The organism is Arsenicicoccus dermatophilus (assembly GCF_046267915.1).
Lineage (GTDB): Bacteria > Actinomycetota > Actinomycetes > Actinomycetales > Dermatophilaceae > Arsenicicoccus > Arsenicicoccus dermatophilus_A.
In genome coordinates, this window is sequence record NZ_CP176520.1 from 2,594,119 (window position 1) to 2,620,584 (window position 26,466).

The window sequence follows — 26,466 nt, forward strand, 5'->3', positions numbered from 1 at the left end:
CCGCCCCGTCCGCGGGGCGGCGACCGGGACCGGGCCGTCGGGTGCGGCGAGCGGGACCGGGCCGTCGGGTGCGGCGACCGGTCAGCCGCAGCCAGGCAGGCCGTCGCCGCGCCCGGCCGCGATGGCCTGCACGCCGGCGAGGGCCTGCGTGAAGGTCTCCACCTTGACGACGCGGATGCCGTCGGGCACGTCGTGACTGACCTCCGAGCAGTTCGCGGCGGGGGCCAGGAACCACTGCGCACCGGCTCCCCGGGCCCCCACGACCTTCTGGTGGATGCCACCGATCGGGCCGACCTGCCCACCCGGCGAGATGGTCCCGGTGCCCGCGATCCGGCGTCCTCCAGTGAGGTCGCCGGGCGTGAGCCGGTCGTAGACGCCCAGCGAGAACATGAGCCCGCCGGAGGGACCCCCGACCTGCCCGGGGTCGATGGTCACCGGCACGGGCAGGGTGTAGTCGACGGCGAGGCCGACCCCCACCACCTTGCGGCCGTCCTTCAGGCGCACCGGCAGCGTCACCGTGCGCTCCACGCCCTTGCGCAGCACCCGGACCGCCACGGTGGAGCCGTCGGCATACCCCTGGATCTGCTGCCGCAGCTGCTCACCGGTGCTCACCGGGCGACCCCCGACCGCCAGGATCCGGTCGCCCACCTCGAGGCGCCCCGCCGCGGTCGAGCCCTCGGGGATCTGACCGACCGCGACCTTCTCCCCGACCTGCAGACCGAGGGCACGCTCGGCGACGACCACGGCGTCCTCCTGCGAGTGGGACATCTCCGCCTGGCCGGCCCTCTTGACCTGCTCGCCCGTCGCGCCCCTGGGGTAGACCGCCTCCTCGGGCAGGATCTCGCGGTCGCCCGCCACCCAGGCGGCGGCCAGGTCGTAGGCGTTGAGCAGCCGGCCCGGACCGCCGCGCACCGACACGGCCGTCAGGCTGAGCGCGCCGCCCGCCGGATGGTCCTTGTCCTTGGGGACGGTGATGAGGGGCCGACCGTCCTCGTTGGTGCCCAGGGTGTTGATGGCAGGCCCCGGCGAGAGGATGACGTAGGGCAGCCGGACGAACGCGAGCGCCACGGCGACCAGGGACGCCACCGCGAGCGCCACCAGCGGTCCCCGGGAGGAGCGACGGGGCCGACCGTCGGCCGCGCGGACCCGGGAGGCACCTGTCCCACGCCTCACGGCAGCCCCACCCACTCGTCGGAGCCGTCCGCGAAGACCTGGTGCTTCCAGATCGGCACGGTGGACTTCAGGGTGTCGATCAGGTCGCGGCAGGCGTCGAAGGCCGCTTCCCGGTGCGCGGCCGCGGCGGCGCAGACCACCGCGAGCTCGCCGACCGCCAGCTCGCCGACCCGGTGCACCGCGGCCACGGCGAGGACCTCGTGGCGGGCGGCGACGTCCCGCGCGACCTCCTGCAGGCGCTCGGCCGCCGACGGGTGGGCGGAGTAGCCCAGCCGGCTCACCTGGTTGCCCCCGTCGTGGTCGCGCACCACGCCCACGAAGGGGACGACCCCTCCGGCGCGCGGGTCCGACACCGCGTCGAGCACCTCGGCGACGGACAGGGCCGAGTCACGGATCGCGGTGAGCCGGACCGGTGGAGGGGACTGGGACACGGGGGGCCTTCCGGAGCGCTGATGTCTCGCCGAAGACTAGCCGGGGTGACGAGAAGGTGACGGAACGTCCACGTGCCTCCTAGCGTTGGACGAAGAACCAGGACCCCCACCGCGAGGAGCGAGCCGTGAGCACCCCCCCGAACCCCGGCGCCGGCAAGGACCCCGACGAGGACGACCTCGCCCGCATGCTCGGCGAGATGCTCGGCGATCCCTCGCTGGCCGCCGACCCGCGGCTGCGCGAGATGCTTGCGCGGCTCGGCGCCCAGGGACTCGAACCGGCCCAGCTGGCGATGGTGCAGCAGCAGGTCCGGGCGATGTTCACCGGTCCGGCGCCCGACGGTCCCGTCGACGGGGCGCTGGCCCTCGACCTGGCCCGCAAGCGCGCCGCCAGCACGGGCGACCAGGTCGTCTGCGAGAACGAGCGGCGGGACTGCGGCGACGCGATCCGGGTCGCCCAGATGTGGCTGGACCAGGTCACCGACCTCGAGGCCCCTGCCACGGCGGACGCCGTGTGGAGCCGGGCCGAGTGGGTGGAGGCGACCCTACCCACCTGGGTGCGCCTGGTCGGACCCGTCGCCGACGGGGTCACCGGGGCCATGACCGGGGCCATGCGCTCCCAGCTGGACGAGCTCGGTCGGCACGGCGGCCTGGAGACGTTCGGCACCCTGCCCGGGATGCCAGCCCTGCCGGCGGGGATGGATGCCACCGCCCTGATGGCCCAGATGGGTCCGATGGTGCAGCGGATGGGAGCCACGATGTTCGCCGCCCAGATCGGCGAGGCGGTCGGCGGGCTCGCCGGCGAGGTCGTGTCGGGCACCGAGGTCGGACTGCCCCTGGTCCCCGACCACGCCGTCGCACTGCTGCCCGCCGGGGTCGCGGCCTTCGGCGAGGGTCTGCAGATCGACCCCGCACAGGTGCGGCTCTACCTCGCCGCCCGGGAGTCGGCCCGGTCGCGGCTGTTCGCCGGGCGCCCCTGGCTCGGCGCCGCGCTCACGTCCGCCGTGACGGCCTACGCCCGCGACATCAGCATCGACGTCGAGGGCATCCAGACGCGGATGGCGACCATCGACCCCACCGACCCGGAGGCGCTGCAGGCCGCGGTCGGACAGGACCTGTTCACCCCCGAGCCGTCCGCGGCCCAGCGCCGGGCCCTCGCCTCTCTGGAGACCCTCCTCGCCCTGGTCGAGGGCTGGGTCGACGTCGTCACCGACCGCGCCACCCGGGGCCACCTGCCGGAGGCCGCCGCCCTGGGTGAGGCCGTGCGGCGGCGCCGCGCCACCGGGGGACCCGCCGAGCGGACCCTCGCCCAGCTGGTCGGCCTGGAGCTGCGTCCCCGGCGGCTGCGGGACGCCGCCAACCTCTTCGCGGCGCTCGAGGAGGCCGGGGGGTCGCAGCTGCGCGACGGCGCCTGGGCCCACCCCGACCTCTCCCCCACCGGCGCTGACCTGGACGACGTGCTGGGGTACGTCGAGCGGGTGCGGGCCGGGGGCGGCGACGACCTGGACGCCGAGCTCGACCGGCTGCTGGCCAGCGGCGGCGCGGGTGACGGCTCCGGCGACGGGACGGGCGGCGGCACCGGGCCCACCCCGCCCGGGTCGCCGGCGTGAGGGACCTGGCCGCAGGACCCCCGGACGGGACCTGGCTCGACGCGCTGCACGCGGACGCCGTACGGCTGCTGACGGGCCTGGAGCCGGTCGACGACCGGGAGGCGCAGGTGCGCGCGCGGATGCTCGCCCACCTCGCGGAGCACCCGGACGCGTGGTCCCGGCAGGGACCACCCGAGCACTTCACGGCCAGCGTGCTGGTGGTGACCGAGGACTGGCACCAGGTGCTGCTGACGCACCACCGCAAGGCCCGGACCTGGCTGCAGCTCGGCGGTCATGCCGACCCCGGCGACGACAGCGTGCTCGCGGCCGCCCGGCGCGAGGGGCGGGAGGAGTCGGGTCTCGCCGACCTCCAGGTGCGGCCGGTGCTCGTCGACCTGGACCGGCACGGGCTGGTCGGGAGCTTCGGACGCTGCCGGGAGCACCTGGACCTGCGCTGCGTCGCCGTGGTCCCACCGGCGGCCCCCACCGTCAGCGCGGAGTCCCTCGACGTGGCCTGGTGGCCGGTCGACGCCCTGCCCCGGCCGCACGGGCAGGACCTGCCGCGCCTGCTCGCCAACGCCCGACGCCGGGCCGGCTGACGTTCAGGCGCCCAGGCAGTCCTCGTCGAGCGAGCCGGGCTCCCCGTCCGGCACCGGCTCGGCCTGACGGGCGTGGGCATAGCCCTCGAGATAACCCTTGGCCCGCTCCAGCTTGGGGTAGGAGCGCAGCAGGGTCCAGAAGTCCGGTCCGTGGCCGGGCTGCAGGAGGTGGGCGAGCTCGTGCAGGATCACGTAGTCCTGCACCCACAGCGGCAGCGCCGCCACCCGGTCGGAGATCCGGATCGTACCGTCCGCCGGGGTGCACGATCCCCAGCGGCGGCGCTGGTTGGTGACCCACACGATGCTGGCCGGCTTGGCGAGGCCGCCGAGGTAGGCCGCCGACAGGTCGGCCGCTCGGGCCCGGAGCTGCTCGTCGCCGGCTGATCCGCGCGGCGTGCGGGACTCCACCTTGGCGACCATCTGGTCGATCCAGCGCTGCTCCTGGGTGCGGGAGTGACCGGCCGGGATGAGCACGACGATCCGTCCGCCCTCGCGATAGGCGCTGATCGTCCGCCGACGCCGGGGGCTGCGGCGGACCTCGACGTCGCTCATGCGCCGCACCCTAGCCGCGCGACGGGGCACGGGCCCGGGGGCGCGCCGCAGCACGGGTGCGGAGCGTGTCAGAGCGGGTGCGCACGGCGAGCGACATGGGGTGGGCCCTCGTGGACCGTCACCGGCCGGCGAAGCGCGGAGAGCGCCGTTCCCCCGCTGCCGCGATCCCCTCGTGCACGTCGTCCGTGGCCATGGTCGTGGCCTGGGCCAGCGCCTCCCACTGCAGCGCGGCGTCCCGGGACGGGTGCCCGCCACCACGCAGCGCCATCAGCGTCAGCCTGGTGGCCACCGGCGCCGCAGCCGCGATCCGGTCGGCCGCGGCGAGCGCCAGTGGGAGCACCTCCTGCGCCGGGGCCGCCGCGGACGCCATGCCGAGGGAGACGGCCTCGGTGCCACCGACGACGCGACCGGTCAGGAGCAGATCCGCGGCGGTGCCCTCACCGACCAGTCGAGGCAGGGACCAGGTGGTCGCCATCCCTGGATGAAGACCCAGGGAGGTGAAGGGGACCGACAGCCTGGCGGTCTGCGCGACGTACCGGATGTCGCAGGCCAGGGCCAGGGCCAGCCCGGCGCCGACCGCGTGGCCGTTGACCGCGGCCACCACGGGGACCTCGAGCGTCGCCATGGACAGCCAGGTGCGGTAGAAGGCCAGCATCCGCGCTCGCAGGTCGGCGACCGCGGCGTCCGGCTCGGCGCCCAGCCAGGACAGGTCGCCGCCGGAGCAGAACGCGGTGCCCGCGCCGGTGACGACCACGCACGCGAGGCGCGTGTCGTTCCGCAACAGCTCGACGAGCCGCCCCCACGAGGAGGTCATCTCCTCGCTCATCGCGTTGCGACGGTCGGGCAGGTCCAGGGTGACGACGGCGGCACGCCGCTCACCGTGCTCGCGGCGAACCACGCTCAGGTGTACGAATTCCTGATCCCACCAATGGAACTGGTCAGACATTGGGTCCTCCGCGCGGTCGTCGTCGGCGCGACCGGCGGACCGCGGCCGCGCGCGCTCCCGACAGTAGCGAGCCGAGAGGGCCGCGGCAGCACGGCAGAGCGGGCGTTCGTGCTGCGGACCGTACTCGTACGGCAACGGGACGTCATCCCCAAAAGGACACTCTCCGTGCTCTATGGTGACGGCAGTCCGGATGCCGCACCGGCGGCACGATCGACAAGGAGACAGATCATGGCCGACACCTACAAGGGCGAGTTCTACTGCGTGAAGTGCAAGGCCAAGCGCGAGGCCGAGGGCGACGTCGTGGAGACCAACGGTCGTCGCATGGCCAAGGGCAAGTGCCCCGAGTGCGGCACCAACCTCAACCGCATCCTCGGCAAGGCCTGAGCCGCACCACCGGGGAGCGGGGGGGTGCCGACCACGGTCGGCACCCCCCCGCTCACGTCACACCCTTGTCCACAGGCGAGCCCTACCCTTCGTTTGCTTTCGTTTGCGTGCGGCAGACTTTGATTGACCCCACACCTGAGGAGCAATCATGGCCCGCCCCGACCTTCCCGCCCTGATCCCGGCACGCCTGCTGGACCGTGGAGACGGGGAGGTGCAGGTCGGCTCCCACCACGCCACGGCCGTCGTGGTCGCCGGCCTGTCGGCGGCCGACCGCGAGGTCCTGTCCCTGCTCGACGGCACCCGCACCCGGCACCAGCTCGGGGCGGCCTACCTGCACCACGACGAGGACCCCGCCCGGATCGACCACCTGCTCCAGACCCTGGCCGACCATGGCCTCCTGCGGTCCATGGCCCCGCCCCGGGACCTGTGGTCCCGACCGCAGGCACCCGCCCCGACCGTCCTGGTCGCCGGACGAGGCGACCTCGCCGACGAGCTCGCCCGACACCTCGCCCGAGCCGGATGCACCGTGCACACCCAGCACGACCTCGCCCCCTCCCGCTTCCCCCAGGCCGGACGCCGCAGCCGCACCTCCCCGCCCGAGGGGCTCGTCGTCCTCGTCGCCGACGGAGCCGTCGACCCCATGGTCGCCCGCCGGTGGGCACCCTGGGCACGAGTGCTGCCCGTCGTGGTGACCGAGGGGGCGATCACGGTGGGACCGCTGTGGAGCGACCTGACCGACCCCTGCCCGCTGTGCCTGGACCTCTACCGCTCCGACCGCGACCCGGCCTGGCCCCGGGTCCTCGCCCAGCTGGTCGACCCCGAGAACCGCGCCCCGCGCGCCGCGGTCGGCGACCCCGCCACGACGGCCCTCGCCTGCGGCGTCACGCTCCGCCTCGCGTCCGGGACCGAGCGAGCGACCACCGCCGGGGTCACCGTCGAGATCGACCCCACGAGCGGTGAGCTCGTCCGCCGCGGATGGCAGGTCCACCCCCGCTGCGACGCCCATCTGCCCGCGCAGGAGGTCCTCGCGGGGTGACAATCGACCGGTGAGCGACATCCCCCGCCGGTCAGCCGGCCGCGCCATACGCCTCGCCACCCTCCCGCTCGGGCACGCCGGTCGCACCGCCGCCGGGCTCGGCCGCAGACTCGGCGGCGCCCCCGCGGAGGCCGTGGCCGCGCAGGTCGCCACCCGGACCGCGGACCAGCTCTTCAGCGTCCTGGGGCAGCTCAAGGGCGGCGCCATGAAGGTCGGCCAGGCGATGTCGATCTTCGAGTCGGCGCTGCCCGACGAGATCGCCGGACCCTACCGGACGGCGCTCACCGCGCTGCAGGACGCGGCCCCGGCGATGCCCGCCGCCACCGTGCACCGCGTCCTCGCGGCCGAGCTCGGACCCGACTGGCGGTCGTCGTTCGCGGACTTCGACGACACCCCGGCTGCCTCCGCGTCGATCGGCCAGGTCCACCGGGCCACCTGGGCGGACGGTCGTGCCGTCGCCGTCAAGGTGCAGTACCCCGGCGCGGGCGAGGCGCTCATGTCCGACCTGCGTCAGCTCTCCCGGATCACGCGGCTGACGGGCGCGCTCGGACCCCTCGGGGCGATGGGGACCGGCATCGACCTGCGCGCCGTCACCCAGGAGCTGCAGGACCGGATGAGCGAGGAGCTCGACTACACCCTCGAGGCCGATGCCCAGCGTCGCTTCGCGGCGGCCTTCACCGACAGCGAGCACTTCGTCATCCCCCAGGTCCTCGCCGGGACCGGGCGTGTGGTCGTCATGGAGTGGCTGGACGGGGTGCCGCTGTCCCACGTCGTCCGCGACGGCAGCCAGGAGCAGCGCGACCAGGCCGGATCGGCCTACCTGGACTTCCTGCTCGCCGGCCCCGACCACGTGGGCCTGCTCCACGCCGACCCCCACCCCGGCAACTTCCGGCTCACCGCGGACGGGCGGCTCGGGGTCCTCGACTTCGGGGCGGTCAACCACCTCCCGGACGGCATGCCCCCGGCCGTCGGGCGCCTCCTCGGGCTGGCCCTGACCGGGGACGACACGGCCGAGTCCGTGCTCGCCGGCCTCGTCGACGAGGGCTGGGTGCACGCGGACGCCGACGCCGACGCCGACGAGCTGGCGGAGTTCCTCGCACCCTTCCTCGAGCCCGCCCGCCACGACCGGTTCCGGTTCACCCGCGGCTGGCTGCGCGAGTGCTTCGCCCACGTCACCGAGCCCCGCTGGCAGCCGGTGCTCGCCGTCCTCGACCTGCCGCCGGACTACCTGCTCATCCACCGGGTGTGGGCCGGCGGGATCGGGGTCCTGTGCCAGCTCGGGGCCGAGGTCGAGACCCGCGCCATCCTGAGCCACTGGCTGGACGAGCTGGAGCTCCCCCCGACCTAGGACCGGGCTACCACCACGGCGAGTCCAGCCTCCCCTCGATGGAGCGGGCGTGGCGCCGGCTGCACACGTCGCAGGTCCACACCGTGCGCCCCCGCTCGACCCCGAAGCCCCACCGCACCTGCGCCTGCTCCGCCTCCGCGCCCCGCACCTGCCGCCCACAGCTGCCGCACGTCATCGCCTCGTCCACGAGGCCACCGTATGCCGGAGCACGGCGAAGCGGGCGGGACCGCTTCGATCCCGCCCGCTCCATCGGGCCGCTCGTCGGTGGGTGGTGCGGGCAGACGCGCCTCAGCGACGGCGGCGGCGCGCCACCGCCATACGCACCTCGTGGGCGCTGCGGGGGCGGGCCGGGACCCGGGCCTGCTCGGCTCGGACCCGGACGATCTCCTGGCTGACGTGGGCAAACACGATGGTTCTCCTTCGGGTGGTCGGTGCGGGAGGGTCACGGTCAGGCCGCGACCTCGGTCTTGCGGGGACGGCCCCGAGGCCGCTTGCGGGGGACGACGACGCCGGCGAGGACGAGCTCGCCGCCCCAGACGCCCCACGGCTCGCGCCGCTCGAGGGCGCCGGCCAGGCACTCCTGCCGGGCGGGGCAGGTGCCGCACAGTGCCTTGGCGAACTCCACCCCCTCCGGGGTCTGCGCGAACCACAGCTCCGCGTCGTTGTCCTGGCACGGGATCGCACTGTCGGCAGCAGCGCCGGCGACTCTGTGGTCGATCAGCTCCGCGAGTGTCATCTCGTCCTCCTGGTGGTGTCGCCCCGAGATGAGGGGCGTCGGGCGGCCCGGGTGCGGGCCCTGGTGGGTGGTGGTCTGGTGGCAGGTGGTGTGGCGCGTGGCGCGGGGATCGCCGGACACGCACGAAGGCCGCGGATCCCGGATGTCGGGTTCCACGGCCTTCGTGAGGAGGACCAGGTCTGGGTCTAGACCGGTGGCCTCCCGAAGGACGGGACGACATCGTGGGAACGAGACGGGATGCGGACGGCGCCCGGACGGGTGGCGGCGCGCTTGATGACGAGATCGACAGCGGTGCCCTCGAAGCGACCGGACAGGCCGGTGCCGCAGGACAGGACCGTCGTGCCGCCGGCGGCGCCGCCGGTGGTGCCGTGGCCCGACATGCTGCTGCCACGCAGGGCGGTGCCCCGCAGACCGGTGCCCGGCCGGCTGGTGCCGAGGGTCCAGGCGCGCGTGGGCAGCACGAGGCCGACGACGTCGGTCGTCATCACGATCGTGGTGCTCTCCATGGCGGGACCCTCCTCTCGGGCGTCGACGGCGCTCGCGCGCCGACGTGGAACACGGCTCGCACCGCGTCAGGACATCTGGACTGTATCCGGGGCCTCACGAGGGGGCAACGGAATTAACGGCAGGTCCCCCTCACGGACCGGTGACAACTCCGTCAGTGTCACGAATCATGGTGTCGCAGAGAGGATCTCGTCAGGCTCCGCGCCGCCGAGCAGGGCCAGGACCGCCGCGCCGTACAGGTCGAGCTTGCGGGCGCCCACCCCGGACACCTGCGCCAGCTGCGCAAGATCCTCGGGATGGCGCTCGGCGATCGCCGTGAGCGTCGCGTCGGTGAACACGACATAGGCCGGGACGCTCGCCGCCGCGGCCGCCCCCCGCCGCCACTCGCGCAGCCGCTCGAAGGTCGCCTCGTCGTAGGTGGGCGGGCAGTCGGCGCAACGACCCGTCTTGCGCTCGGCGGCGGTCCCGAGCTCGGTGCCACAGGTGCGACAGTGCGCGACGCGGGCGATCGTGGGGCCGGCGGCGCGCGAGCCACCACGGCCACCCGCGCGCTGCGTCGAGCGCGCCCCCTCGCCGAGCACCGAGACGGCGTCGTCCAGGAAGCGGCTCGGCCGGCGCCCGGCACGTCCCCCGACGTTGCGGGAGGCCGCCCAGGACAGGGCCAGCTCCTTGCGGGCGCGGGTCAGTCCGACATACAGCAGCCGTCGCTCCTCCTCGACCGCTTCCCACCCCTCGGCCATGGAGATCGGCATCAGCCCGTCGCTGCAGCCGACGAGGTGCACGACGTCCCACTCCAGACCCTTGGCGCTGTGCAGCGACGCCAGGGTGACGCCCTGGACGGTGGGCGCGTGCTGCGCCTGGTCGCGCTCGGTCAGGTCCGCCACCAGGTCGCTCAGCCGGGCTTCCGGCTGGGCCACGGCCAGGTCGTCGGCCAGGGCCACCAGGGCCTGCAAGGACTCCCAGCGCTCGCGGACGGCACCCCCGCCGGCCGGAGGCGTCGCCGTCCACCCCACGCCGACGAGGACCTCCCGGACCAGCTCACCCAGCGGCAGCGAGCCGTCGTCCGTGCGTGCCTGGCCGCGCAGCAGCAGCATCGCGTCGCGGACCTCCCGGCGGGAGAAGAAACGCTCCCCGCCGCGCACGAGATAGGGCACCTGCTCCTCGGAGAGCGCCGTCTCGATCGCCTCGCTCTGCCCGTTGGTGCGGAACAGCACCGCGATCTGCGCCGGCGGGGTGCCGGCCTGGATCCGGGCCTTGATCGCCGCGGCCACCCCGCGGGCCTCCGCCTGGTCGTCGTCGTAGGCCGTCAGGGTGGGCGGGGAACCGTCCGCGGCCTGGGCCTGCAGCTGGACGAGGGCATGGGCGGTCCCGGCGCGGCTCGCCCGGGCCTGGGCGCGGAGCATGACGTTGGCCAGACCGACGATCTGCGGGGTGGAGCGGTAGTTGCGGACCAGCTTGACCACCGCCGCGTCGGGATAGCGCGCCGCGAAACCCAGCAGGTGCGCGGGCGAGGCCCCGGTGAAGGAGTAGATCGTCTGGGCCGCGTCGCCCACCACGCAGATGTCCCGGCGGTCGCCGATCCACAGGTCGAGCAGACGCTGCTGGAGGGCGTTGACGTCCTGGTACTCGTCCACGACGAAGTGGCGGTACTGCGCCTGCACCTCGCGGGCGATCGCCGGGTGCTGGTCCAGGATCCCCGCCATGATCAGCAGCACGTCCTCGAAGTCGATGACCCCCCGCTCGCCCTTGACCTCCTCGTAGGCCTGCAGCAGCCGCGCCATCGCCGTGTGGTCGAGCCCCGCCGGGTCGCGGCGGGCGTGCCGCGCCGCCGCGGGATAGCTCTCCGGGGTCAGCAGGCTCACCTTGGCCCACTCCACCTCGGCGGCGAGGTCGCGTATGGCGGGCCGGTCCAGCTGCAGGTGCAACCGCGCCCCGGCCTCCGCGACGGCTCCGGCCTTGTGCGCCATCACCTCCGGCGCCGCACCTCCGATCGCCCGCGGCCAGAAGTAGTGCAGCTGCCGCAGAGCCGCCGCGTGGAAGGTGCGTGCCTGCACCCCTGCGGCCCCCAGGTCGCGCAGCCGGGTGCGCATCTCGCCCGCGGCCCGCGCCGTGAACGTCACGGCCAGGACCCGCTGCGGGACGTAGACACCGGACCGGACGCCGTAGGCGATGCGGTGGGTGATCGCGCGCGTCTTGCCGGTGCCCGCGCCCGCGAGGACGCACATCGGCCCGAGCGGGCGCTCGGCGACCGCCCGCTGCTCGGGGTCGAGGGCGGCCAGGATCTGGTCAGGTGAGGCAGGCATCGGGGTGAAGTGTCCCAGACCGCACCGACATACCCCCGTCTCGGCTCACGGGTGCAGATCGGCCAGCGACTCGCCGAACCAGCTCTCGATCAGGTGGTAGGCGATGGACAACGGGCTCCCGCCGGACAGCACCGTCCCGGCGCGCACCTGCGCCCGCAGTTCCTCGCGCGTGAACCATCGGGCCTCACCGATCTCGCCGTCCCGGAAGGTGAGCTCCCCCGCCGCGGCCCGCGCCCGGAAGCCGACCATCAACGACCCCGGGAAGGGCCAGGGCTGGTTGCCGGCGTAGGTCACCCCACGGACCCTCAGACCGACCTCCTCGTCGACCTCCCGCGCCACGGCCCCCTCGAGGGACTCCCCCGGCTCGACGAAGCCGGCGAGCACCGACATCCGACCCGGCGCCCAGGACGCGTTGCGGGCCAGCAGGATCCGGTCGTCCTCGTCGGTCACGGCCACGATCACCGCCGGTGAGGTCGCCGGGAAGGACTCGTGGCCCGCGGCGCAGCGACGCACCCATCCCGCCCTGACCACGGTGGTGGGCCGCCCGCAGCGGGCGCACCAGCCGTGGGCGCGGTGCCAGTGGGCCATCGCGACGAGAGCGGTCGCGACGGCCACGTCGGCGTCCCCGAGGGTGAGCCCGACCGCGCGCAGCCCGTGCCAGCCCGGACCCGGCTCGTCGTCGGCCGGTCGGACGACGCCGACCAGCCGAGGGCCATCCGGCTGCCGTCCGAGATGGATCAGCAGCTCCTCGCCGCCCGGCCGCACGGCGACCTCGCCGATCCCCCGTCGCACGAGAGCGGACAGGTCGGCGGTCGTCTCGAGCAGCTCTCCGCGGACCTCCACCACCTGGGTCGCGGGGTCGGCCAACGCCTGGTCGAGCAGGCCGGGCACGTCGCGCCGCCAGCCCTGACGGTCGAGCCCCGGGCGGGCCAGGGCAAGTTCGGGGAGCAATTGCGCCGGATCGGTCACGCCTCACAGCGTAGACGGCAAGGCTCGCCTAGGTTGGGGCCGTGACAGCGCCCCGCCGTACTCCGCTCCAGCTCTCCGCCCTCGCCAGCGCCGCCGTCAAGGGCCTGGATCCGGTGGGCGTGCAGCTGGTGCTCGGGGAGGACGACCGGTGCGACGTCGCCTGGGTCGAGGACACCAAGGGCCGCCGCTGGACCATCCGGGTCCCGCGCACGGCCGCCGACGCGGCACAGATGGAGTCGGCCGCCTTCCTGCTGCCACAGCTGGACAAGCGGCTTCCCTTCGCGGTGCCCGTGGAGGCGGGAAGCATCCCGCTGCGGGACAGCGGGCGGGCGATGGTCTATCCGCACCTGGAGGGCCGCAACCTCGACTTCGCCCGGCTGCCCGCGGGACCGGGGATCGCCGCGGCGCTGGGCCGGGCGGTGGCTCACGTGCACAACCTCGACCCGCTCCTGTACGACGAGAGCGGGGTCCCGAGCTATGACGCCGACGCCTGCCGCTCCCGTCACCTGGTCGAGCTGGACCGGGTCGGCGCGAGCGGGCACATCCCCTCGGCGCTGATGAGCCGGTGGGAACGCGCCCTGGAGAACGTCGCCTGCTGGCGGTTCGCCTCGGTCCCGCTGCACGGTCGGCTGTCGGGCGAGCTGGTGGTCGCTGACTTCGCCGCCGAGTCGGACTCGGCGACGGGTCGCGTCGTCGCCGTCACCGGCTGGGACCAGGCCCGGGTGGGTGATCCTGCGGAGGACTTCGGCCAGCTGTGGGGCGAGGCCTCTCCCGAGGCCTTCGACACGGTCCTCGAGGCCTACTCCGCGGCCCGGCAGGAGCGCCCCGACCGTGCCCTGGAGATGCGGGCCCAGCTGCTCTCCGAGCTGCGGCTGGTGCGTGAGCTCAGCCACGCCATGGCGGCCGACGACGCGGCGGCGGTCGACGCCTGCGCCCGCGACCTCCAGGAGCTGTCCTCCCGGGTGGGGCGGGAGGTGCTGCGGCCGCTCGCCCCCGAGACCACCCGTCCGGGGCCGGTGGGATCCGGAGAAGACCTCCCCGACGAGACGGACCCGGGGTACGACCAGGCCGAGCTGCCCTTCGTGGCGGAGGACGCCGCTTCCCGGCTCCCGACGCGCCTGTCGGACCCGCTGGCCGCCCAGGAGGATCGGTCCGAGGATCCGGTGGCCGACCCTCGGGCGAGGACGAGCACCTACCGGTCGCCCGACGAGGCCTGAGCCCCGGGGCGCGGCGGGCGCGCGGGCTCAGCCGGGCGCGGTGCCGGAGCCTCGGGAGTACAGCTCGGCGACGAGCGTCTCCAGCTCGGCCTGGTCCGGCAGCACCGGTCGGACCGTCTCACCGGTGGCGGCGTAGTAGAAGGCGCCGTCGACCTGGTCGGGGTCCAGACCCCGCAACCGGGCCAGGGCCAGGCGGTAGACCGCGAGCTGGACCTGGCGGACCTGCGCCCGGCGCCCCGTGGGACGGGCGCCGGTCTTCCAGTCGACCACCGTCAGCCCCCCGTCGGGCCGGGAGAAGACCGCGTCGATGCGACCGCGGATGCTCACCCCCGCCACCTGCGACTCCACCGCCAGCTCCACCTCCACGGGGGTGCGCTGCGCCCACTCGCTGGCCAGGAAGTGCTCGCGCATCACCGCGAGCTCGGCCTCCTCGGCCGCGCCCTCGTCGGCGCTGCCCGGCAGCTCGTCCAGGTCGACCATCGCCGCCTCGCCGTAGTGCCGCTCGATCCAGGCGTGGAACGCCGTGCCCCGCCTGGCCTCGGTCGCGGGGCGGGTGGGCATGGGCCGTCGGAGCCCGCTCAGGAAGGCGTCGGGATCGTCGGCGAGCGCCACCAGGGCCGAGGTCGACAGGTGGGCCGGCATGGTGACGACGGCGGCCCGCTCGCGTCCGCCCCGGGCGCGCTCGGCGAGCAGCACGGCCAGCTCGCGGTCCAGCTCGGCCCAGGACCGGTCAGGGACGCGGCCGTATGCCGGAGCCGGGCCCTCCCCGCCCGCGGCCGGGGACGCGGTCTCGGCGGGGTCGCGCCTGCGCTCGGCGGCGGCCTCGATCTCGCTCACCGCCCGCAGCAGCGCCGGATCGACCGGGTGGCCCGGCGGCCAGAGGACGCTGCGGTCGACCGTCGCGAGCGGGTTGGTCGGCTCGTCCGCCGGGTCGGGCATGGCCTCCCAGCAGGTGGGGACGGCCTGGCCGGCGGCGAGGATCTCCTCGAGGAAGCGCGAGGTCACCCTCGGACGCGTCTGGTGGCCCCACACCGCGCACGAGAGCAGGAGCTCGTGCCGGGCGCGGGTGAGCGCGACGTAGGCGAGCCGGCGTTCCTCCATGACCGCGTGGGCTCCGCACTCCCCGACGAAGGTGCCGATCCGGGCGCTGACGTCGACCAGGTCCGCAGCATCGCGCCACGGCAGGACCGGCAGCCCGCCGCGGTCGCCGCGCAGGTCGAAGGGCACTGTGTCGAGGCCGGCGAGCCAGGTCTTGTCGGTCGGTTCGGGGACGACGTAGCGTCCGTCGTCGCTCTCGCGGGTGCGGGCGTCGTGGGCGGGGAAGGTGCCCTCGTCCAGGCCGGGGACGACGACGAGGTCCCACTCCAGGCCCTTGGAGGCGTGGACGGTGAGCACCTGGACCGCACCGGGGACCGGGGGGACCTGCCCGGGGGCGAGGCCGCGCTCGCGGTCCTCGGCGGCGTCCAGCCAGTCAAGCAGAGCCCCGAGCGTGGGCCGGTCGGCGCCGGCCGCGAACTGGGCGGCCACGTCGGCGAAGGCGTCGAGGTGGACCCGCGCCTCGGCGATCGGGCGGCTGGGCCGGGCGAGGACCTCGAGGTCGAGACCCAGGACCCGCTCGGCCTCCGCGACGACCTCCGGGAGCGTGGCGCTGAGCAGGTCGCGCACCCGCCGGACCCGGTCGCGCAGGTCCAGCAGCCGCTGCCTGGCGAGGGGCGTCAGCGAGCGCCCACGGCCGGACACCCACCCGGTCGGCGGCAGGTGGTCCACGGCCTCGACGAGACCCACCTGGTCCTCGTCGGCGTCCACCCGCGCGCCCAGCGCCCGGGACCAGTCGTGCAGCGCTGCGAGGTCGCTCGCACCGAGGCGCACCGACGGTCCGGTGAGGAGCCGGGCGAGGTGGTCGCCGCGGGCGGGGTCGTCGACGACGTGCAGGAAGGCCACCAGGTCGATGACCTCGGGCATGGCGAGCAGCCCGCCGAGCCCGACCACCTCGCACGGCACGCCGCGGGCCTCGAGGGCCTCCAGGACGACGGGGAACTGCGAGCGCTTGCGGCACAGCACAGCCGCGGTGGGACGGCGCCCGCCCGGTGCCGGCCCCGAGTCGTCGGCGGTGCCGGGCACCCCGGTGGTCGGGTCGTCGCCCAGGCCGAGACGTCCGGCCAACCAGTCGGCGGCGTGCTCCGCCTCCGCGACGTGGGTGGTCAGCCGGGCGGCCTCGACCCGTCCCGGCCCGGCCCCCGGTCGCGGCGACAGCCGGGACACCTCCACCGGGCAGGCCTCGGTCAGGGGGGCGGCCACGGTGTTGGCGACGGCCAGCACGGCCTCGTCGTTGCGCCAGGAGGTGGACAGCGGCAGGGTCCGCGAGGGCCCCGCCTGGGTCGGGAAGTGGCGCGGGAAGGACGTCAGCGTGGTCGCGGAGGCTCCGCGCCAGCCATAGATCGACTGGTGCGGGTCACCGACCGCCATGACCGGGACGCCGTCGGTGGGGTGGGCGAAGAGCTCGCGCAGGAGCACCAGCTGGGCCTCGCTGGTGTCCTGGAACTCGTCCAGCAGGACCGCCCGGTGCCGGCGCCGCTCGCCCCATCCCACGTCGGGGAAGGTCTGCGCGATGCGGGCGGCCAGGGACACCTGGTCGGCGAAGTCCAGGCACTCGCGCTCGCGCTTGGCCTGCTGGTAGGCGAGGAGCAGCGGGACCAGCGCCTCGCGCACCCGGAGCACCCCGAGCGCCTCGGCGGCGGGGGCGACGGCCTTCTTGGTCGTGGCCCCCGGCGGCAGGGCGGACCACTCCCCCACGACGGCGCCGAGCAGGTTGCCCAGGTCCTGCGGGCTGCACAGGTGCTCGGCGAGCTGGCCGGACAGGGTGAGCACGGCGTCGACGACCGTCGAGACGGCGGGCACCGGTCGCCCCGCGTCGCGGGCGATCCGGTCCAGCGGTCCGGTGTAGGCCGAGACGACCTCGTGGGCCAGCTGCCAGGCGGAGGCCTCCGAGAGCAGCCGGGCTCCGGGCTCGTAGCCCAGTCGCAGGCCGTGCTCGGCGACCAGTCGGCCGGCGTAGGCGTGGTAGGTCGAGACGACGGGCGCGAGGTCGCCCTCCTCCAGGTCCGCGCCCGTCCACAGCCCGGCGGCGGCAAGCTGGCGCAGCCGTCGGCCGATGCGCTCGGCGAGCTCGCCGGCGGCCTTGCGGGTGAAGGTCAGCCCGAGGACCTCATGGGGGGCGACGAGGTCGTTGGCGACGAGCCAGACCACCCGCGCCGACATGGTCTCGGTCTTGCCTGAGCCGGCCCCGGCGACGACGAGCAGGGACGCGCCGGGCGCCTCGATGACGGCCTGCTGCTCCGGCGTCGGGGGTGGCTGACCGAGGGCGCCCGCGATGTCCAGGGCGCTGTGCCGAGGACTCACAGCTGCCGGCCCTCGGGCCGGGCGGGGCAGGACCTGCTCACCGGGCAGGAGGAGCAGTGGACGCCGGGCATGGCCCGGAAGCTCCCGGAGGCCATGCCCTCGGCGCTCTCCTCGACGAGCCGGCGCGCCCAGGTCGGGTCGTGGGCGTCGGACGTGGCGGGCTGCGGCTGCAGACGGTGAAGGGCTGCGTTCCCGCCGAGCTGCACCAGGGCGGCGCCGGCGCTGACGGACGACTCCGGGAAGGCACCGGCCTCCACGGCCGCCTGGTAGGCCGCGAGCTGGGGGTGCTCGCCGATCTCGGCCTTGGTCGGCGCGCTGCTCCCGGTCTTGAGGTCGAGCACGCGCAGCCGTCCGTCGGCGTCACGCTCGAGCCGGTCCACGCGGCCGGTGAGCAGCGCCCGGCCGATCTCCGCCCGGGCCTCCCGCTCCACCCCGACGACCTCCCAGCCCTCGTCGCGGGACTGCCGGGCGAAGGACGCGAGCCGGTCCAGCATCCGGGCGGCCCGCTCGTGGTCGTGCCGCCCGCGCCAGCTGTCGGGCACCTCGAGCTCGGGCCAGCGTCGGTCGAGCTCGGCGCGCAGGGCACGCTCGTCGGTCAGGTCGAGGTCGGGGTCGGCGGCGATGTCGTGGACCAGGGTGCCGAGGTCGGCCGCGGAGCGGTCACCGCCCTCGGCGCCGTGGCTGCGCAGGAACCACAGCAGCTGGCAGCGACGGAAGCTCTCGATGCGTGAGGGCGACACCGGGACCGGGCCGTCGCCGGCGTGGACGGCGGCGTCGTCGGTGCTCTCGCGCAGCCCCCACCACTGGTCGGGAGCCGCGCCCGGCACGCCCGCCGCCACGAGCACGGCGAGCCGCTCGGCCGCTGCCGCCCGCTCCCGCGGGTCCTCGCTCAGCACGCGTCGGCGCAGCTCGGCCACGACGCCGGTGATCGTCATCGCGCGGGCGACCGGGGTGAGCTCCCGGGCCTCGCCACCAGGGGGGTCGATGAGGTCGAGGTAGGCCGAGACCTGCTCGTCCTCCGAGCGTACGGCGGTGGCGAGGAGGGTCCGCCGGGCGCGGCTGACCGCGACGGTGAGCAGGCGGGCCTCGTCGGAGCGGACCGCGGCCAGCGCCTCGCGGGGGCCGTGCCCCCGGCCGGCCATGACGTCGACGAGGTGCTCGGAGCCGAGGAGGGAACCGCGCAGCCGCAGGTCCGGCCAGACGCCCTCCTGCAGCTGGGCGATCACGACCAGGTCCCAGGACAGGCCGGCGGCGCTCTGCGGGGTGAGCACCCGGACGACCTCCTCCAGCGGCGCCTGCGGGACGAGGGAGTCGGCGGCGACCTCCTGTCCCAGGGTCTGGTCCAGGAAGGCCTCGGGCCCCGCCCCTGGGAGCCGCTCGGCGAAGCTCGCCGCCGCGCCGAAGAGAGCCACGACGGCGTCCAGGTGCCGGTCGAAGCGCGCCGCGGCCAGACCCCCGGCCAGCGCCGCCGAGCGCCAGCCCTCGGCGAGCCCGAGGGCGGACCACAGCTGCCAGAGCAGCAGCTCGGCGGTGACGCCCGGCTGCCAGCGACCCCGCTCGTCGAGTCGAGCGGCGGCCACCGCGCCCGCGAGCGCCCGGGCGATGCGCCGGGCTCCTGCGGACTCGGCCGCGGGGACCTCGGCGAGCAGCTGGGGGGTGAGCAGGGCCTGGGCCACGAGCAGGTCGCCCCGGGCGCTGCCTCCCGCGGCCCGGTCGGCACGGCGCAGCGAGCGGCGCAGCCGGCGCACGGTGACCGGATCGCTGGCCCCCAGCGGGGACTGGAGGAGCTCGGTGGCGAGGTCCGGCTCGATCGGGCGCTCGTCACCGCGGGCCACGCGCACCACCACCTCGAGCAGGGTGAGCAGAGCCCGGGCCGCCGGCTCGTCACGGACGGGCAGGTCGGTCATCGAGCTCGCCACCGGCACCCCCGCCCCGGCGAGGGCCCGCCGGAGCACCGCGCTGCCGGCTCGCCCGCGGACCAGGACGGCCATCTGCGACCACGGCACCCCGTCGAGCAGGTGCGCGCGGCGCAGCCGGCCGGCGATGTAGGCCGCCTCCTGGGCGACGGTGGGCAGGACCGCGGTCTCCACCGTCCCCTGGGGGGCCGCGGGCTCGGCGCCGGGCAGCGTGCGGTCCCGGTCCACCGGGGCGGACGAAACCTCCGCACCCGCTCGCGCTGCGGCGCGGTCGTCGGGCTCCGACCCGGCGGCGGCCGACGCGGGCACCCGCCGGTGGGCGACCACTCCGACGGACCCGACCTGGCCGGCCACCCGCGCCGTCAGGGCCGCGAGCCGCGGCGGCTGCCGGTGGGACCCGGCCAGCACGAAGGCCTCGCCCAGGGTCAGCAGGTCGTCGCCGCCGAACCAGCGCTCCCACTCGTGCGCGAAGAGCCGGGGGTCGGCTCCACGGAAGGTCTGCACGGCGAGGTCGGGGTCACCGACGAGCACGAGCTGGGTGTCGGGCGCCCGGACGACCGAGAGCAGCCGGGCCGCGGACCAGGTGAGCTCCTGCGCGTCGTCCACGACGATCAGCCCGAAGCGCTCGCGAGCGCGCGCCAGCCGCTCGGGCGACTCCTCGATCAGGTCGGCCGTGGCCGAGAGCACCCAGGCCGGGTCATAGGCCCCCGGCCGGGAGAAGGCCGTGACCTGGTCGTACTCCCGCAGGACGGCGGCCGCCGCCCGCCACTCCGGACGGCCCTCGCGGTCGGCGAGCTCCACGAGGTCCTCCGGCACCAGCCCACGCTCCACGGCGCGCATCAGCAGGTCCCGCAGCTCGGCACGAAATCCCCTGGTGGGCAAGGCCTCCCGGACGGCAGCCGGCCAGTCGGGGCCGGGGACGAGGCCGGCGGCGTGCCCGTCGAGCAGCTCCTTGAGGATCGCGTCCTGCTCGGCGCCGGACAGCAACCGGGGGGTCGGGTCTCCCGCCAGCGCCGCCTCGGCCCGCAGCAGTCCGAAGCCGAGCGACTGGTGGGTGCGGGCCAGGGGGGTCGTGGTGGTCGCCCCGAGCCGGGCGGTGACCTGGTCCCGCAGCGCGGCCGCCGCCACCCGGGAGGAGGTGAGCAGCAGAGCGCGGTCGGGCTCCACCAGGCCTCGGCGCACCCGGTCGACCACCAGCTCCACGGCGAGGGTGGACTTGCCGGAGCCGGGGGCGCCCACCACCTGCACCAGCGGGGCCGTCGCCGCGAGCACAGCGCGCTGGCCGTCGTCGAGCACAGGGGGCTCGGCGGCGACCGGGGCGGGCGCGCGGGTCAGCAGGACCATGAGGTGATCCCATCACCGACCACCGACAGACCCCCGCGGGACGCACCCGGATCGACGCAGCGCCGGATCACGCCGGGTCGCGAGGGATGCGGGCGCCCAGCCCGTCCCAGCGGGCCCGCGCCAGGTCCGGACGTATGCCGTCGGCTGCGGGCACCACCGGGGTCCCCTCGTGCCGCCACTGCTGCCGGGCCCGCCCGAGGAGCACGGCGGGCAGCGACCCGTCGGCGCGGACGACCCGCCACCAGGGCACGTCGACGCCGTGCCGGGCCAGGACCCGGCCGACCGCGATCGGGGCACCGGCCTGCAGCAGCCGGGCCACGTCGCCATACGTCAGGACCTGCCCGGAGGGCACCTGCTCGACGAGCTCGAGCACGTCCTGGGCGAAGGCGCCGGGGGCGGGGAGGGGACGGTCCACGGGCCGGGGCCGCGCCGGCTCAGTAGGTCGGCAGCGAGGGGTCGACGTCGTGGGCCCAGGCGAGGACGCCGCCCTCGAGGTGCCGCACCCGGGTGTGGCCGCTCGCGGTGAGGGCGTGCAGGGCGGTGGCCGACCGGACGCCGGACCGGCAGTGGATGACGACCTCCTCCTCGGGCCCGAAGGCCGACGCGGCCCGCCCGCTCAGGAACTCGTCGAGGTGGATCGCCTCCGCGCCGGGGATCGAGACGATGGCGCGCTCGTCCTCCCCACGCACGTCGACGAGCCGGAAGGTCCCCGGACGCTCGCGGAGCATGGCGGCGAGCTCGGTGGCGGTCACGGTGGGGGTGTGGGGGTGCACGGGATCCTCCTCGGTGGGCAGGCCGCACAGGTCCTGCCCCTGGCTGGGTGCGGTGATGGTGGGGTGGTCCCCGCACAGGGGGCAGTCGGGGTTGCGCTCGACGCGCAGGGCGTCCCAGCGCTGCGCCAGGGCGTCGTGCAGGAGCAGCCGGCCGACGATCGGCTCGCCCGCGCCCACGATCAGCTTGATCGCCTCGGCGGCCTGCACCGACGCGACGGCGGCGCACAGGATCCCCAGCACGCCTCCCTCGGCGCAGGAGGGCACCGACCCGGCGGGCGGCGGGGTCGGGAAGACGCAGCGGTAGCACGGCCCGTGGCCGCGCCACCAGACGCTTGCCTGGCCCTGGAAGCGCAGCACCGAGCCCCAGACGTGGGGGATGCCGAGCAGGGCGCAGGTGTCGTCGACGAGATAGCGGGTGGCGAAGTTGTCGGCGCCGTCCAGGACCAGGTCGTAGCCGCCGACCAGGTCCAGGGCGCCGGTGGCGTCCAGGCGCACCGGGTGCCGGACGACGTGGACCAGCGGGTTGATGGCGCCCACCGCGTCGGCCGCTGAGTCGACCTTGAGCCGGCCGACGTCGGCCTGGCCGTGGACGACCTGACGCTGCAGGTTGGTCTCGTCGACGACGTCGGGGTCGACGACGCCGATCGTGCCCACCCCGGCGGCCGCGAGGTAGAGCAGCGCCGGCGACCCCAGCCCGCCCGCCCCGACCACGAGGACCCGGGCCGCGCCGAGCCGGCGCTGGCCGACCCGCCCGACCTCGGGCAGCAGCAGGTGCCGCGAGTAGCGGCGCACCTCTTCGGGCGTGAGATCGGGCCCGGGCTCGACGAGCGGCGGCAAGGGCATGGCGGGCAGGATACCGGCCCGGTGTCCGGCGGTGGCGACTGCGCTGGGTGGCTTCGTGCCTACTGGCCCGAAAGCGCTCCGTGTGCGGCATACGCCTGCCTGTGTCCCATCACACCCGGACCGGTGAGTACGATGACACGAGCCGTGGCGGCCCTCGCCCCCGGTGGCCGAAAGGACCTCGATGACGCCCTTCACCGATTCCCCCGACCAGGACGTGCTGCGCCACGCGCGGATGCCCCGCTCCGAGCGCCGCGCCCAGCTGCTGCAGGCGGCCCAGGACGTCTTCGTCGAGTCGGGCTACCACTCGGCCGCGATGGACGCGATCGCCGAGCGCGCCGGTGTCTCCAAGCCGGTGCTCTACCAACACTTCCCGAGCAAGAAGGAGCTCTACCTGACGCTCCTCGACGTGCACTGCGACGCGATCGTCGACCTGGTCAAGGCCGCCCTGGCCTCCACCGACGACAACCGTCAGCGGGTGGCCGCGACGATGGGGGCCTACTACGAGTTCTTCGACCGGGAGGGCGCGCCCTTCCGGCTCGTCTTCGAGTCGGACCTGACCGGCGAGCCCGCGGTGCGCGACCGGTTGGACGGGGTCGAGCTGCGGTGCGCCGAGGCCATCGCGGACGTCATCTCCGAGGACGCGGCGATGCCGCGCGAGCACGCGCTGATCCTCGGCATGGCGCTCGCCGGCGCCGCCCAGAACTCCGCCCGCCACTGGGTCGCCCAGGCGCACGCGGCCGGGGTGGAGCGTCCCGACGCGGCCGCCCTGGTCGCGGCGCTGGCCTGGCGCGGCATCGGCGGCTTCCCCAAGCAGGGCGCCTGAGCCGACCCGGCACCTACGGCCGGCGGCCGCCGGCCGGCCGACCCGGGGAACACCCGTGCGCGCCCGCCGGTTGACCCGACGGGGAACGTCGCCGGCAGGGCCGGCGACCCAGCGAGACCAGCACGTCCTCCGACCCGCACAAGCGAAAGGACCCTCCCGTGGAGGTCAAGATCGGCGTCCAGCACGTCGCCCGCGAGATCAGCTTCGAGTCCGACCAGTCCCCGGACGAGATCACCCGCGCCGTCGCGGCCGCGGTGGCCGACAGAACTCTCCTCACTCTGCGTGACGAGAGGGGACGCACCATCATCGTTCCTGGTGAGAACCTGGGTTACGTCGAGATCGGCGAGTCCACCAAGGCCCGCGTCGGTTTCGGGAGCCTGTGAACCCCCTGACCTGCTGAGTGACGGGAGCGGCCTGGCCGGGGACGATGTCCCCCACCAGGCCGCTTGCCTTCGTGACCCACTTGTGATGCAAATGTGCGCTTGGCATCCGGGGGTCTCGGGTAACCATTGGAGTGACAGCGCGTAGCCGCAAGGTTCGCGATCCCCACCGTCAAGGAGATCCCTCCATGCTCACCACGATCATCACCGCCATCGTCATCGGTGCCATCATCGGCGGTCTGGCCCGCCTCGTCATGCCGGGCCACCAGAACGTCTCGATCCTCATGACGATCGTCCTCGGCATCCTCGGCTCGGCCATCGGCTCCTGGCTGGTCGCCCAGTTCGGCTACAAGAACGCCTCCGGCGGCATCGCCTGGATCGCCGTCCTCGCCGGCGTCCTCGTCGCCGCCGCGCTGATCGCGATCTACCTGAACGTCACCAAGGGTCGCAGCCGCATCTGACGCTCCCGCGTCGACGCCTCGCGTCCTGCAGGTCCCGAGAGGGCCGGCACCCGATGGGTGCCGGCCCTCTCGGGATGGGGTGCGGGCCTCGTGCAGCGGCCATGCCCCGACACGCCGGGGCCCGGTCAGGGGCGGACGGCGGCGGCGAGCCGCTCGGCGTGGCCGGCCGCGAGGCGCCCCAGGAAGGCGCTCAGTGCCGCCACGTCGTCCGTGCCCACGACCGTGACCGCCAGGTGCGGATGGTCCACCCCGCTGAGCTGGCCGTGCGACATGGCCTCTCCCAGGACCCGCCGGCCCCACAGCGACAGCCGACCGGCCGCCATCGGCTCCGCGGCCAGGGCCTCGGTGAGCAGCGACGCCACGACACGGTCGGAGTCGGACCGGTCGAGCACCCGCTCCAGCAGACCCTGCTCGGTGTCGGCGAGACGCGGCGCGAGCTGCCCCAGCAGGTCCTCGGCCAGACCGTCGATCACGGCGGTCTTGACGAGCCGCTCGGCCCAGGTGCGCGGGCGGGTCCGCGCGTGGAAGTGGTCGACGGCCGCCGTGAACGGCGCCATGGCCGTACGCGGGTCGGCACCGAGGTCACGGAGCCGGTCGGCGAGCAGCTGGTGGTGCTGCAGCTCTCGGGCGGCCAGGGCGGCGAGCTCGATGCGGGCGGTCAGCGTGGGGGCGACGTCGCTGTCCGAGGCCAGGCGGGAGAACGCGGTCAGCTCGGCATATGCGAGCGCGGCGAACAGCTCGACGACGCCGGTGTCGTGCGCGGGGAGGCTCATGGGCACCAACAGTAGTGGTCACGCCGCTAGACTGCCCTGGACCCCGGTGCCCGGTCGGCCCGACTCATGCTGGACGCGACGTCCACGCCGCAGCCTCGAGCTGCACGCAGACCTCCGATCGGCTCCGACACCACTCGTGAGTCACGCCGCGCGCGGACCGTGAGGCCGGCCCCGGCCCTCGTCCGCGCGGCATCGGCCCCGGCTCACCTGCCGACAGGACAGCTGTATGACGAACCCCACCACCGAGCCCGCGGACCTTCCGGTCGAGGACGACGCGACCCCCGCGACCACCCCGGCCCCCGAGCTCACCTTCGCCGACTTCGACGTCCACCCGGACATCGTGGCCTCGCTCGCCGACATCGGCATCGTGCATCCCTTCCCGATCCAGGCCATGACCCTGCCGGTCGCCCTCGGCGGCCACGACATCATCGGTCAGGCCAAGACGGGCACCGGCAAGACGCTGGGCTTCGGCATCCCGATGCTCAACCGGGTGACCTCCCCGACCGACGAGGGCTGGGCGACCCTGCGCCACCAGGGCAAGCCGCAGGCCCTGGCCGTGACCCCGACCCGCGAGCTGGCCGTGCAGGTGGCCGCCGACCTCGAGCGTGCCGGCGCCAGGCGCGGCGTCCGGATCGCCACGATCTACGGCGGCCGCGCCTTCGAGCCGCAGGTCGAGCAGCTGCAGCGGGGCGTCGAGGTCGTCGTCGGGACCCCCGGCCGCCTCCTGGACCTGGCCAAGCAGGGCCATCTGGATCTGTCCCACGCCTCGATCGTGGTGCTGGACGAGGCCGACGAGATGTTGGACCTGGGGTTCCTGCCCGACGTGGAGAAGCTCCTGGCCCAGACCGCCCCGACCCGCCAGATGATGCTCTTCTCCGCCACGATGCCGGGCGCGGTCGTGGCGCTGGCCCGGCGCTACATGGGACAGCCCACCCACATCCGTGCCATGGGCGACGAGACGGAGAACAAGCACACCGTCAAGGCCACGACGCAGCACGTCTACCGCGCGCACGCCCTGGACAAGGTGGAGATGCTGGCCCGGATCCTGCAGGCGCGCGACCGTGGTCTGACGATCATCTTCAGCCGCACCAAGCGCACCGCGGCCAAGGTCGCCGACGAGCTCGTCGACCGCGGCTTCGCGGCCGGCGCCATCCACGGCGACCTCGGCCAGGGCGCCCGCGAGCAGGCGCTGCGGGCCTTCCGCAACGGCAAGATCGACATCCTGGTGGCCACCGACGTGGCGGCCCGGGGCATCGACGTCGAGAACGTGACCCACGTCGTCAACTACCAGTGCCCGGAGGACGAGAAGACCTACGTCCACCGGATCGGGCGCACCGGGCGCGCCGGGCACACCGGCACCGCGGTGACCTTCGTCGACTGGGACGACGCGCCCCGCTGGGGCCTGATCAACAAGATGCTCGACCTGGGCATCCCGGAGCCGGTCGAGACCTACTCCTCCTCCCCGCACCTGTTCACGGACCTGGACATCCCCGAGGGCACCAAGGGCCGGCTGCCCCGGGACCGGCGCACCCGTGCCGGCCTGGCCGCCGAGGAGCTGGAGGACCTGGGTGAGACCGGTCAGCGGGCCGGCAAGGGCCGGGACGGGGGTCGCGGCGGGCGAGGCGGGCCCGACGGTGGCCGCGGTGGTCGCGATGGCCGGGGCCGGTCCGACGGCGGCCGGTCCGACGGCGGCCGGTCCCAGGCCCGCTCGGACACCGACCGCGGCGCCGACGCGGTCCGGGACGGCGACGCGCCGCGCCCGGCGCGCAGCCGTTCGCGGCGCCGCACCCGCGGTGGCCGCCCGGCCGAGGGTGGCGCTCCGACCCCGGAGTGAGCCGCCCGGCCGCGCGTGACACCCCCGCGGGGTGACGGCCCCTCGTCGGGACGTGGCGCCCGGACATCGCACGACGGGACGGGCACCTCCCCGCCTGGGAGGTGCCCGTCCCCGTTCCACGGGCTTGCCCTTAAAG

At 75.1% G+C, this 26,466-nt stretch carries 24 protein-coding genes; 10 read left to right on the forward strand and 14 right to left on the reverse strand.

Annotated features, from left to right (window positions below; genetic code table 11):
* Positions 1-81 precede the first annotated feature (81 nt).
* Positions 82-1,173 (reverse strand): PDZ domain-containing protein, encoded by a 1,092-nt coding sequence (locus ACK2IS_RS12235; RefSeq protein WP_409483593.1) that lies wholly within the window; start codon positions 1,171-1,173, stop codon positions 82-84.
* The gene (locus ACK2IS_RS12240) at positions 1,170-1,604 is read right to left on the reverse strand and encodes a molybdenum cofactor biosynthesis protein MoaE (RefSeq protein ID WP_409483594.1); all 435 of its coding nucleotides are present in this window, start codon (positions 1,602-1,604) and stop codon (positions 1,170-1,172) included. The genes ACK2IS_RS12235 and ACK2IS_RS12240 overlap by 4 nt, the downstream gene beginning before the upstream one ends.
* Positions 1,605-1,729: 125 nt before the next feature.
* On the opposite strand from ACK2IS_RS12240, the gene ACK2IS_RS12245 reads away from it, so the two are divergent.
* Together ACK2IS_RS12245 and ACK2IS_RS12250 are read left to right on the forward strand one after the other, a co-directional pair.
* Entirely contained in the window at positions 1,730-3,211 is a 1,482-nt protein-coding gene (locus ACK2IS_RS12245; protein ID WP_409483595.1) for a zinc-dependent metalloprotease, read from the forward strand.
* Positions 3,208-3,789, forward strand: a complete 582-nt coding sequence (locus ACK2IS_RS12250; protein WP_409483596.1) for an NUDIX hydrolase — start codon at positions 3,208-3,210, stop codon at positions 3,787-3,789. The genes ACK2IS_RS12245 and ACK2IS_RS12250 overlap by 4 nt, the downstream gene beginning before the upstream one ends.
* A gap of 3 nt (positions 3,790-3,792) precedes the next feature.
* Here ACK2IS_RS12250 and ACK2IS_RS12255 read toward each other — a convergent pair whose 3' ends face one another.
* Complete coding sequence (locus ACK2IS_RS12255; protein WP_409483597.1) at positions 3,793-4,341, reverse strand: M48 family metallopeptidase; 549 nt, start codon at positions 4,339-4,341, stop codon at positions 3,793-3,795.
* A gap of 118 nt (positions 4,342-4,459) precedes the next feature.
* Positions 4,460-5,287 carry an enoyl-CoA hydratase/isomerase family protein gene (locus ACK2IS_RS12260; RefSeq protein WP_409483598.1) on the reverse strand — a complete coding sequence of 276 codons (828 nt, stop codon included), beginning with the start codon at positions 5,285-5,287 and terminating at the stop codon, positions 4,460-4,462.
* Between the two features lie 228 nt (positions 5,288-5,515).
* Here ACK2IS_RS12260 and ACK2IS_RS12265 point away from each other — a divergent pair, with 228 nt between their 5' ends.
* The 3 genes from ACK2IS_RS12265 (at position 5,516) to ACK2IS_RS12275 (ending at position 8,055) form a co-directional block, all read left to right on the forward strand.
* Complete coding sequence (locus ACK2IS_RS12265) at positions 5,516-5,671, forward strand: DUF5679 domain-containing protein (RefSeq protein WP_241452625.1); 156 nt, start codon at positions 5,516-5,518, stop codon at positions 5,669-5,671.
* Positions 5,672-5,819: 148 nt separating this feature from the next.
* Positions 5,820-6,707: a hypothetical protein gene (locus tag ACK2IS_RS12270; protein ID WP_409483599.1), complete on the forward strand. Its 888-nt coding sequence runs from the start codon at positions 5,820-5,822 to the stop codon at positions 6,705-6,707.
* Positions 6,708-6,717: 10 nt separating this feature from the next.
* The gene (locus ACK2IS_RS12275; protein ID WP_409483600.1) at positions 6,718-8,055 is read left to right on the forward strand and encodes an ABC1 kinase family protein; all 1,338 of its coding nucleotides are present in this window, start codon (positions 6,718-6,720) and stop codon (positions 8,053-8,055) included.
* A 7-nt stretch (positions 8,056-8,062) separates the two neighbouring features.
* On the opposite strand, the gene ACK2IS_RS12280 is transcribed toward ACK2IS_RS12275, so the two are convergent.
* The 5 genes from ACK2IS_RS12280 to nudC all read right to left on the reverse strand — a co-directional run bounded on the left by ACK2IS_RS12280 (position 8,063) and on the right by nudC (position 12,567).
* A complete protein-coding gene (locus ACK2IS_RS12280; RefSeq protein WP_409483601.1) occupies positions 8,063-8,242 on the reverse strand; it encodes a hypothetical protein in 180 nt (59 codons plus the stop codon).
* A 261-nt stretch (positions 8,243-8,503) separates the two neighbouring features.
* A complete protein-coding gene (locus ACK2IS_RS12285; protein ID WP_409485673.1) occupies positions 8,504-8,791 on the reverse strand; it encodes a WhiB family transcriptional regulator in 288 nt (95 codons plus the stop codon).
* 185 nt (positions 8,792-8,976) lie between these two features.
* Complete coding sequence (locus ACK2IS_RS12290) at positions 8,977-9,297, reverse strand: hypothetical protein (protein WP_409483602.1); 321 nt, start codon at positions 9,295-9,297, stop codon at positions 8,977-8,979.
* 165 nt (positions 9,298-9,462) lie between these two features.
* Positions 9,463-11,598 (reverse strand): ATP-dependent DNA helicase UvrD2, encoded by a 2,136-nt coding sequence (locus ACK2IS_RS12295; RefSeq protein WP_409483603.1) that lies wholly within the window; start codon positions 11,596-11,598, stop codon positions 9,463-9,465.
* A 45-nt stretch (positions 11,599-11,643) separates the two neighbouring features.
* Positions 11,644-12,567, reverse strand: a complete 924-nt coding sequence (nudC, locus tag ACK2IS_RS12300; protein WP_409483604.1) for an NAD(+) diphosphatase — start codon at positions 12,565-12,567, stop codon at positions 11,644-11,646.
* A gap of 41 nt (positions 12,568-12,608) precedes the next feature.
* On the opposite strand from nudC, the gene ACK2IS_RS12305 reads away from it, so the two are divergent.
* Entirely contained in the window at positions 12,609-13,784 is a 1,176-nt protein-coding gene (locus tag ACK2IS_RS12305; protein WP_409483605.1) for a phosphotransferase, read from the forward strand.
* 27 nt (positions 13,785-13,811) lie between these two features.
* On the opposite strand, the gene ACK2IS_RS12310 is transcribed toward ACK2IS_RS12305, so the two are convergent.
* The 4 genes from ACK2IS_RS12310 to moeB form a co-directional block, all read right to left on the reverse strand.
* On the reverse strand, positions 13,812-17,183 hold the full coding sequence (locus ACK2IS_RS12310) for an ATP-dependent helicase (RefSeq protein ID WP_409483606.1): 3,372 nt from the start codon (positions 17,181-17,183) through the stop codon (positions 13,812-13,814).
* Positions 17,180-20,443: an ATP-dependent helicase gene (locus ACK2IS_RS12315; protein ID WP_409483607.1), complete on the reverse strand. Its 3,264-nt coding sequence runs from the start codon at positions 20,441-20,443 to the stop codon at positions 17,180-17,182. The genes ACK2IS_RS12310 and ACK2IS_RS12315 overlap by 4 nt, the downstream gene beginning before the upstream one ends.
* 67 nt (positions 20,444-20,510) lie before the next feature.
* Positions 20,511-20,858 carry an MGMT family protein gene (locus tag ACK2IS_RS12320; RefSeq protein WP_409483608.1) on the reverse strand — a complete coding sequence of 116 codons (348 nt, stop codon included), beginning with the start codon at positions 20,856-20,858 and terminating at the stop codon, positions 20,511-20,513.
* 19 nt (positions 20,859-20,877) lie between these two features.
* Positions 20,878-22,059 carry a molybdopterin-synthase adenylyltransferase MoeB gene (moeB, locus tag ACK2IS_RS12325; protein WP_409483609.1) on the reverse strand — a complete coding sequence of 394 codons (1,182 nt, stop codon included), beginning with the start codon at positions 22,057-22,059 and terminating at the stop codon, positions 20,878-20,880.
* Between the two features lie 181 nt (positions 22,060-22,240).
* Between moeB and ACK2IS_RS12330 the strand changes: the two genes are divergently transcribed.
* From ACK2IS_RS12330 to ACK2IS_RS12340, 3 genes are all read left to right on the forward strand, one after another.
* The gene (locus tag ACK2IS_RS12330; protein ID WP_409483610.1) at positions 22,241-22,882 is read left to right on the forward strand and encodes a TetR/AcrR family transcriptional regulator; all 642 of its coding nucleotides are present in this window, start codon (positions 22,241-22,243) and stop codon (positions 22,880-22,882) included.
* A 158-nt stretch (positions 22,883-23,040) separates the two neighbouring features.
* Positions 23,041-23,265: a DUF3107 domain-containing protein gene (locus ACK2IS_RS12335; protein ID WP_409483611.1), complete on the forward strand. Its 225-nt coding sequence runs from the start codon at positions 23,041-23,043 to the stop codon at positions 23,263-23,265.
* Between the two features lie 185 nt (positions 23,266-23,450).
* Positions 23,451-23,723 carry a GlsB/YeaQ/YmgE family stress response membrane protein gene (locus ACK2IS_RS12340; protein ID WP_409483612.1) on the forward strand — a complete coding sequence of 91 codons (273 nt, stop codon included), beginning with the start codon at positions 23,451-23,453 and terminating at the stop codon, positions 23,721-23,723.
* A gap of 125 nt (positions 23,724-23,848) precedes the next feature.
* Here the strand turns inward: ACK2IS_RS12340 and ACK2IS_RS12345 are convergent, their stop codons facing one another.
* The gene (locus tag ACK2IS_RS12345; protein ID WP_409483613.1) at positions 23,849-24,496 is read right to left on the reverse strand and encodes a ferritin-like fold-containing protein; all 648 of its coding nucleotides are present in this window, start codon (positions 24,494-24,496) and stop codon (positions 23,849-23,851) included.
* A gap of 226 nt (positions 24,497-24,722) precedes the next feature.
* Here ACK2IS_RS12345 and ACK2IS_RS12350 point away from each other — a divergent pair, with 226 nt between their 5' ends.
* Positions 24,723-26,330 carry a DEAD/DEAH box helicase gene (locus ACK2IS_RS12350; protein ID WP_409483614.1) on the forward strand — a complete coding sequence of 536 codons (1,608 nt, stop codon included), beginning with the start codon at positions 24,723-24,725 and terminating at the stop codon, positions 26,328-26,330.
* Positions 26,331-26,466 lie beyond the last annotated feature (136 nt).

Coding starts and splice junctions, on each gene's coding strand:
- ACK2IS_RS12255 (WP_409483597.1), bottom strand. CDS start 4,341: ATGAGCGACGTCGAGGTCCGCCGCAGCCCCCGGCGTCGGCGGACGATC.
- ACK2IS_RS12260 (WP_409483598.1), bottom strand. CDS start 5,287: ATGTCTGACCAGTTCCATTGGTGGGATCAGGAATTCGTACACCTGAGC.
- ACK2IS_RS12265 (WP_241452625.1), top strand. CDS start 5,516: ATGGCCGACACCTACAAGGGCGAGTTCTACTGCGTGAAGTGCAAGGCC.
- ACK2IS_RS12270 (WP_409483599.1), top strand. CDS start 5,820: ATGGCCCGCCCCGACCTTCCCGCCCTGATCCCGGCACGCCTGCTGGAC.
- ACK2IS_RS12285 (WP_409485673.1), bottom strand. CDS start 8,791: ATGACACTCGCGGAGCTGATCGACCACAGAGTCGCCGGCGCTGCTGCC.
- ACK2IS_RS12290 (WP_409483602.1), bottom strand. CDS start 9,297: ATGGAGAGCACCACGATCGTGATGACGACCGACGTCGTCGGCCTCGTG.
- ACK2IS_RS12295 (WP_409483603.1), bottom strand. CDS start 11,598: ATGCCTGCCTCACCTGACCAGATCCTGGCCGCCCTCGACCCCGAGCAG.
- ACK2IS_RS12315 (WP_409483607.1), bottom strand. CDS start 20,443: ATGGTCCTGCTGACCCGCGCGCCCGCCCCGGTCGCCGCCGAGCCCCCT.
- moeB (WP_409483609.1), bottom strand. CDS start 22,059: ATGCCCTTGCCGCCGCTCGTCGAGCCCGGGCCCGATCTCACGCCCGAA.
- ACK2IS_RS12330 (WP_409483610.1), top strand. CDS start 22,241: ATGACGCCCTTCACCGATTCCCCCGACCAGGACGTGCTGCGCCACGCG.
- ACK2IS_RS12340 (WP_409483612.1), top strand. CDS start 23,451: ATGCTCACCACGATCATCACCGCCATCGTCATCGGTGCCATCATCGGC.
- ACK2IS_RS12345 (WP_409483613.1), bottom strand. CDS start 24,496: ATGAGCCTCCCCGCGCACGACACCGGCGTCGTCGAGCTGTTCGCCGCG.
- ACK2IS_RS12350 (WP_409483614.1), top strand. CDS start 24,723: ATGACGAACCCCACCACCGAGCCCGCGGACCTTCCGGTCGAGGACGAC.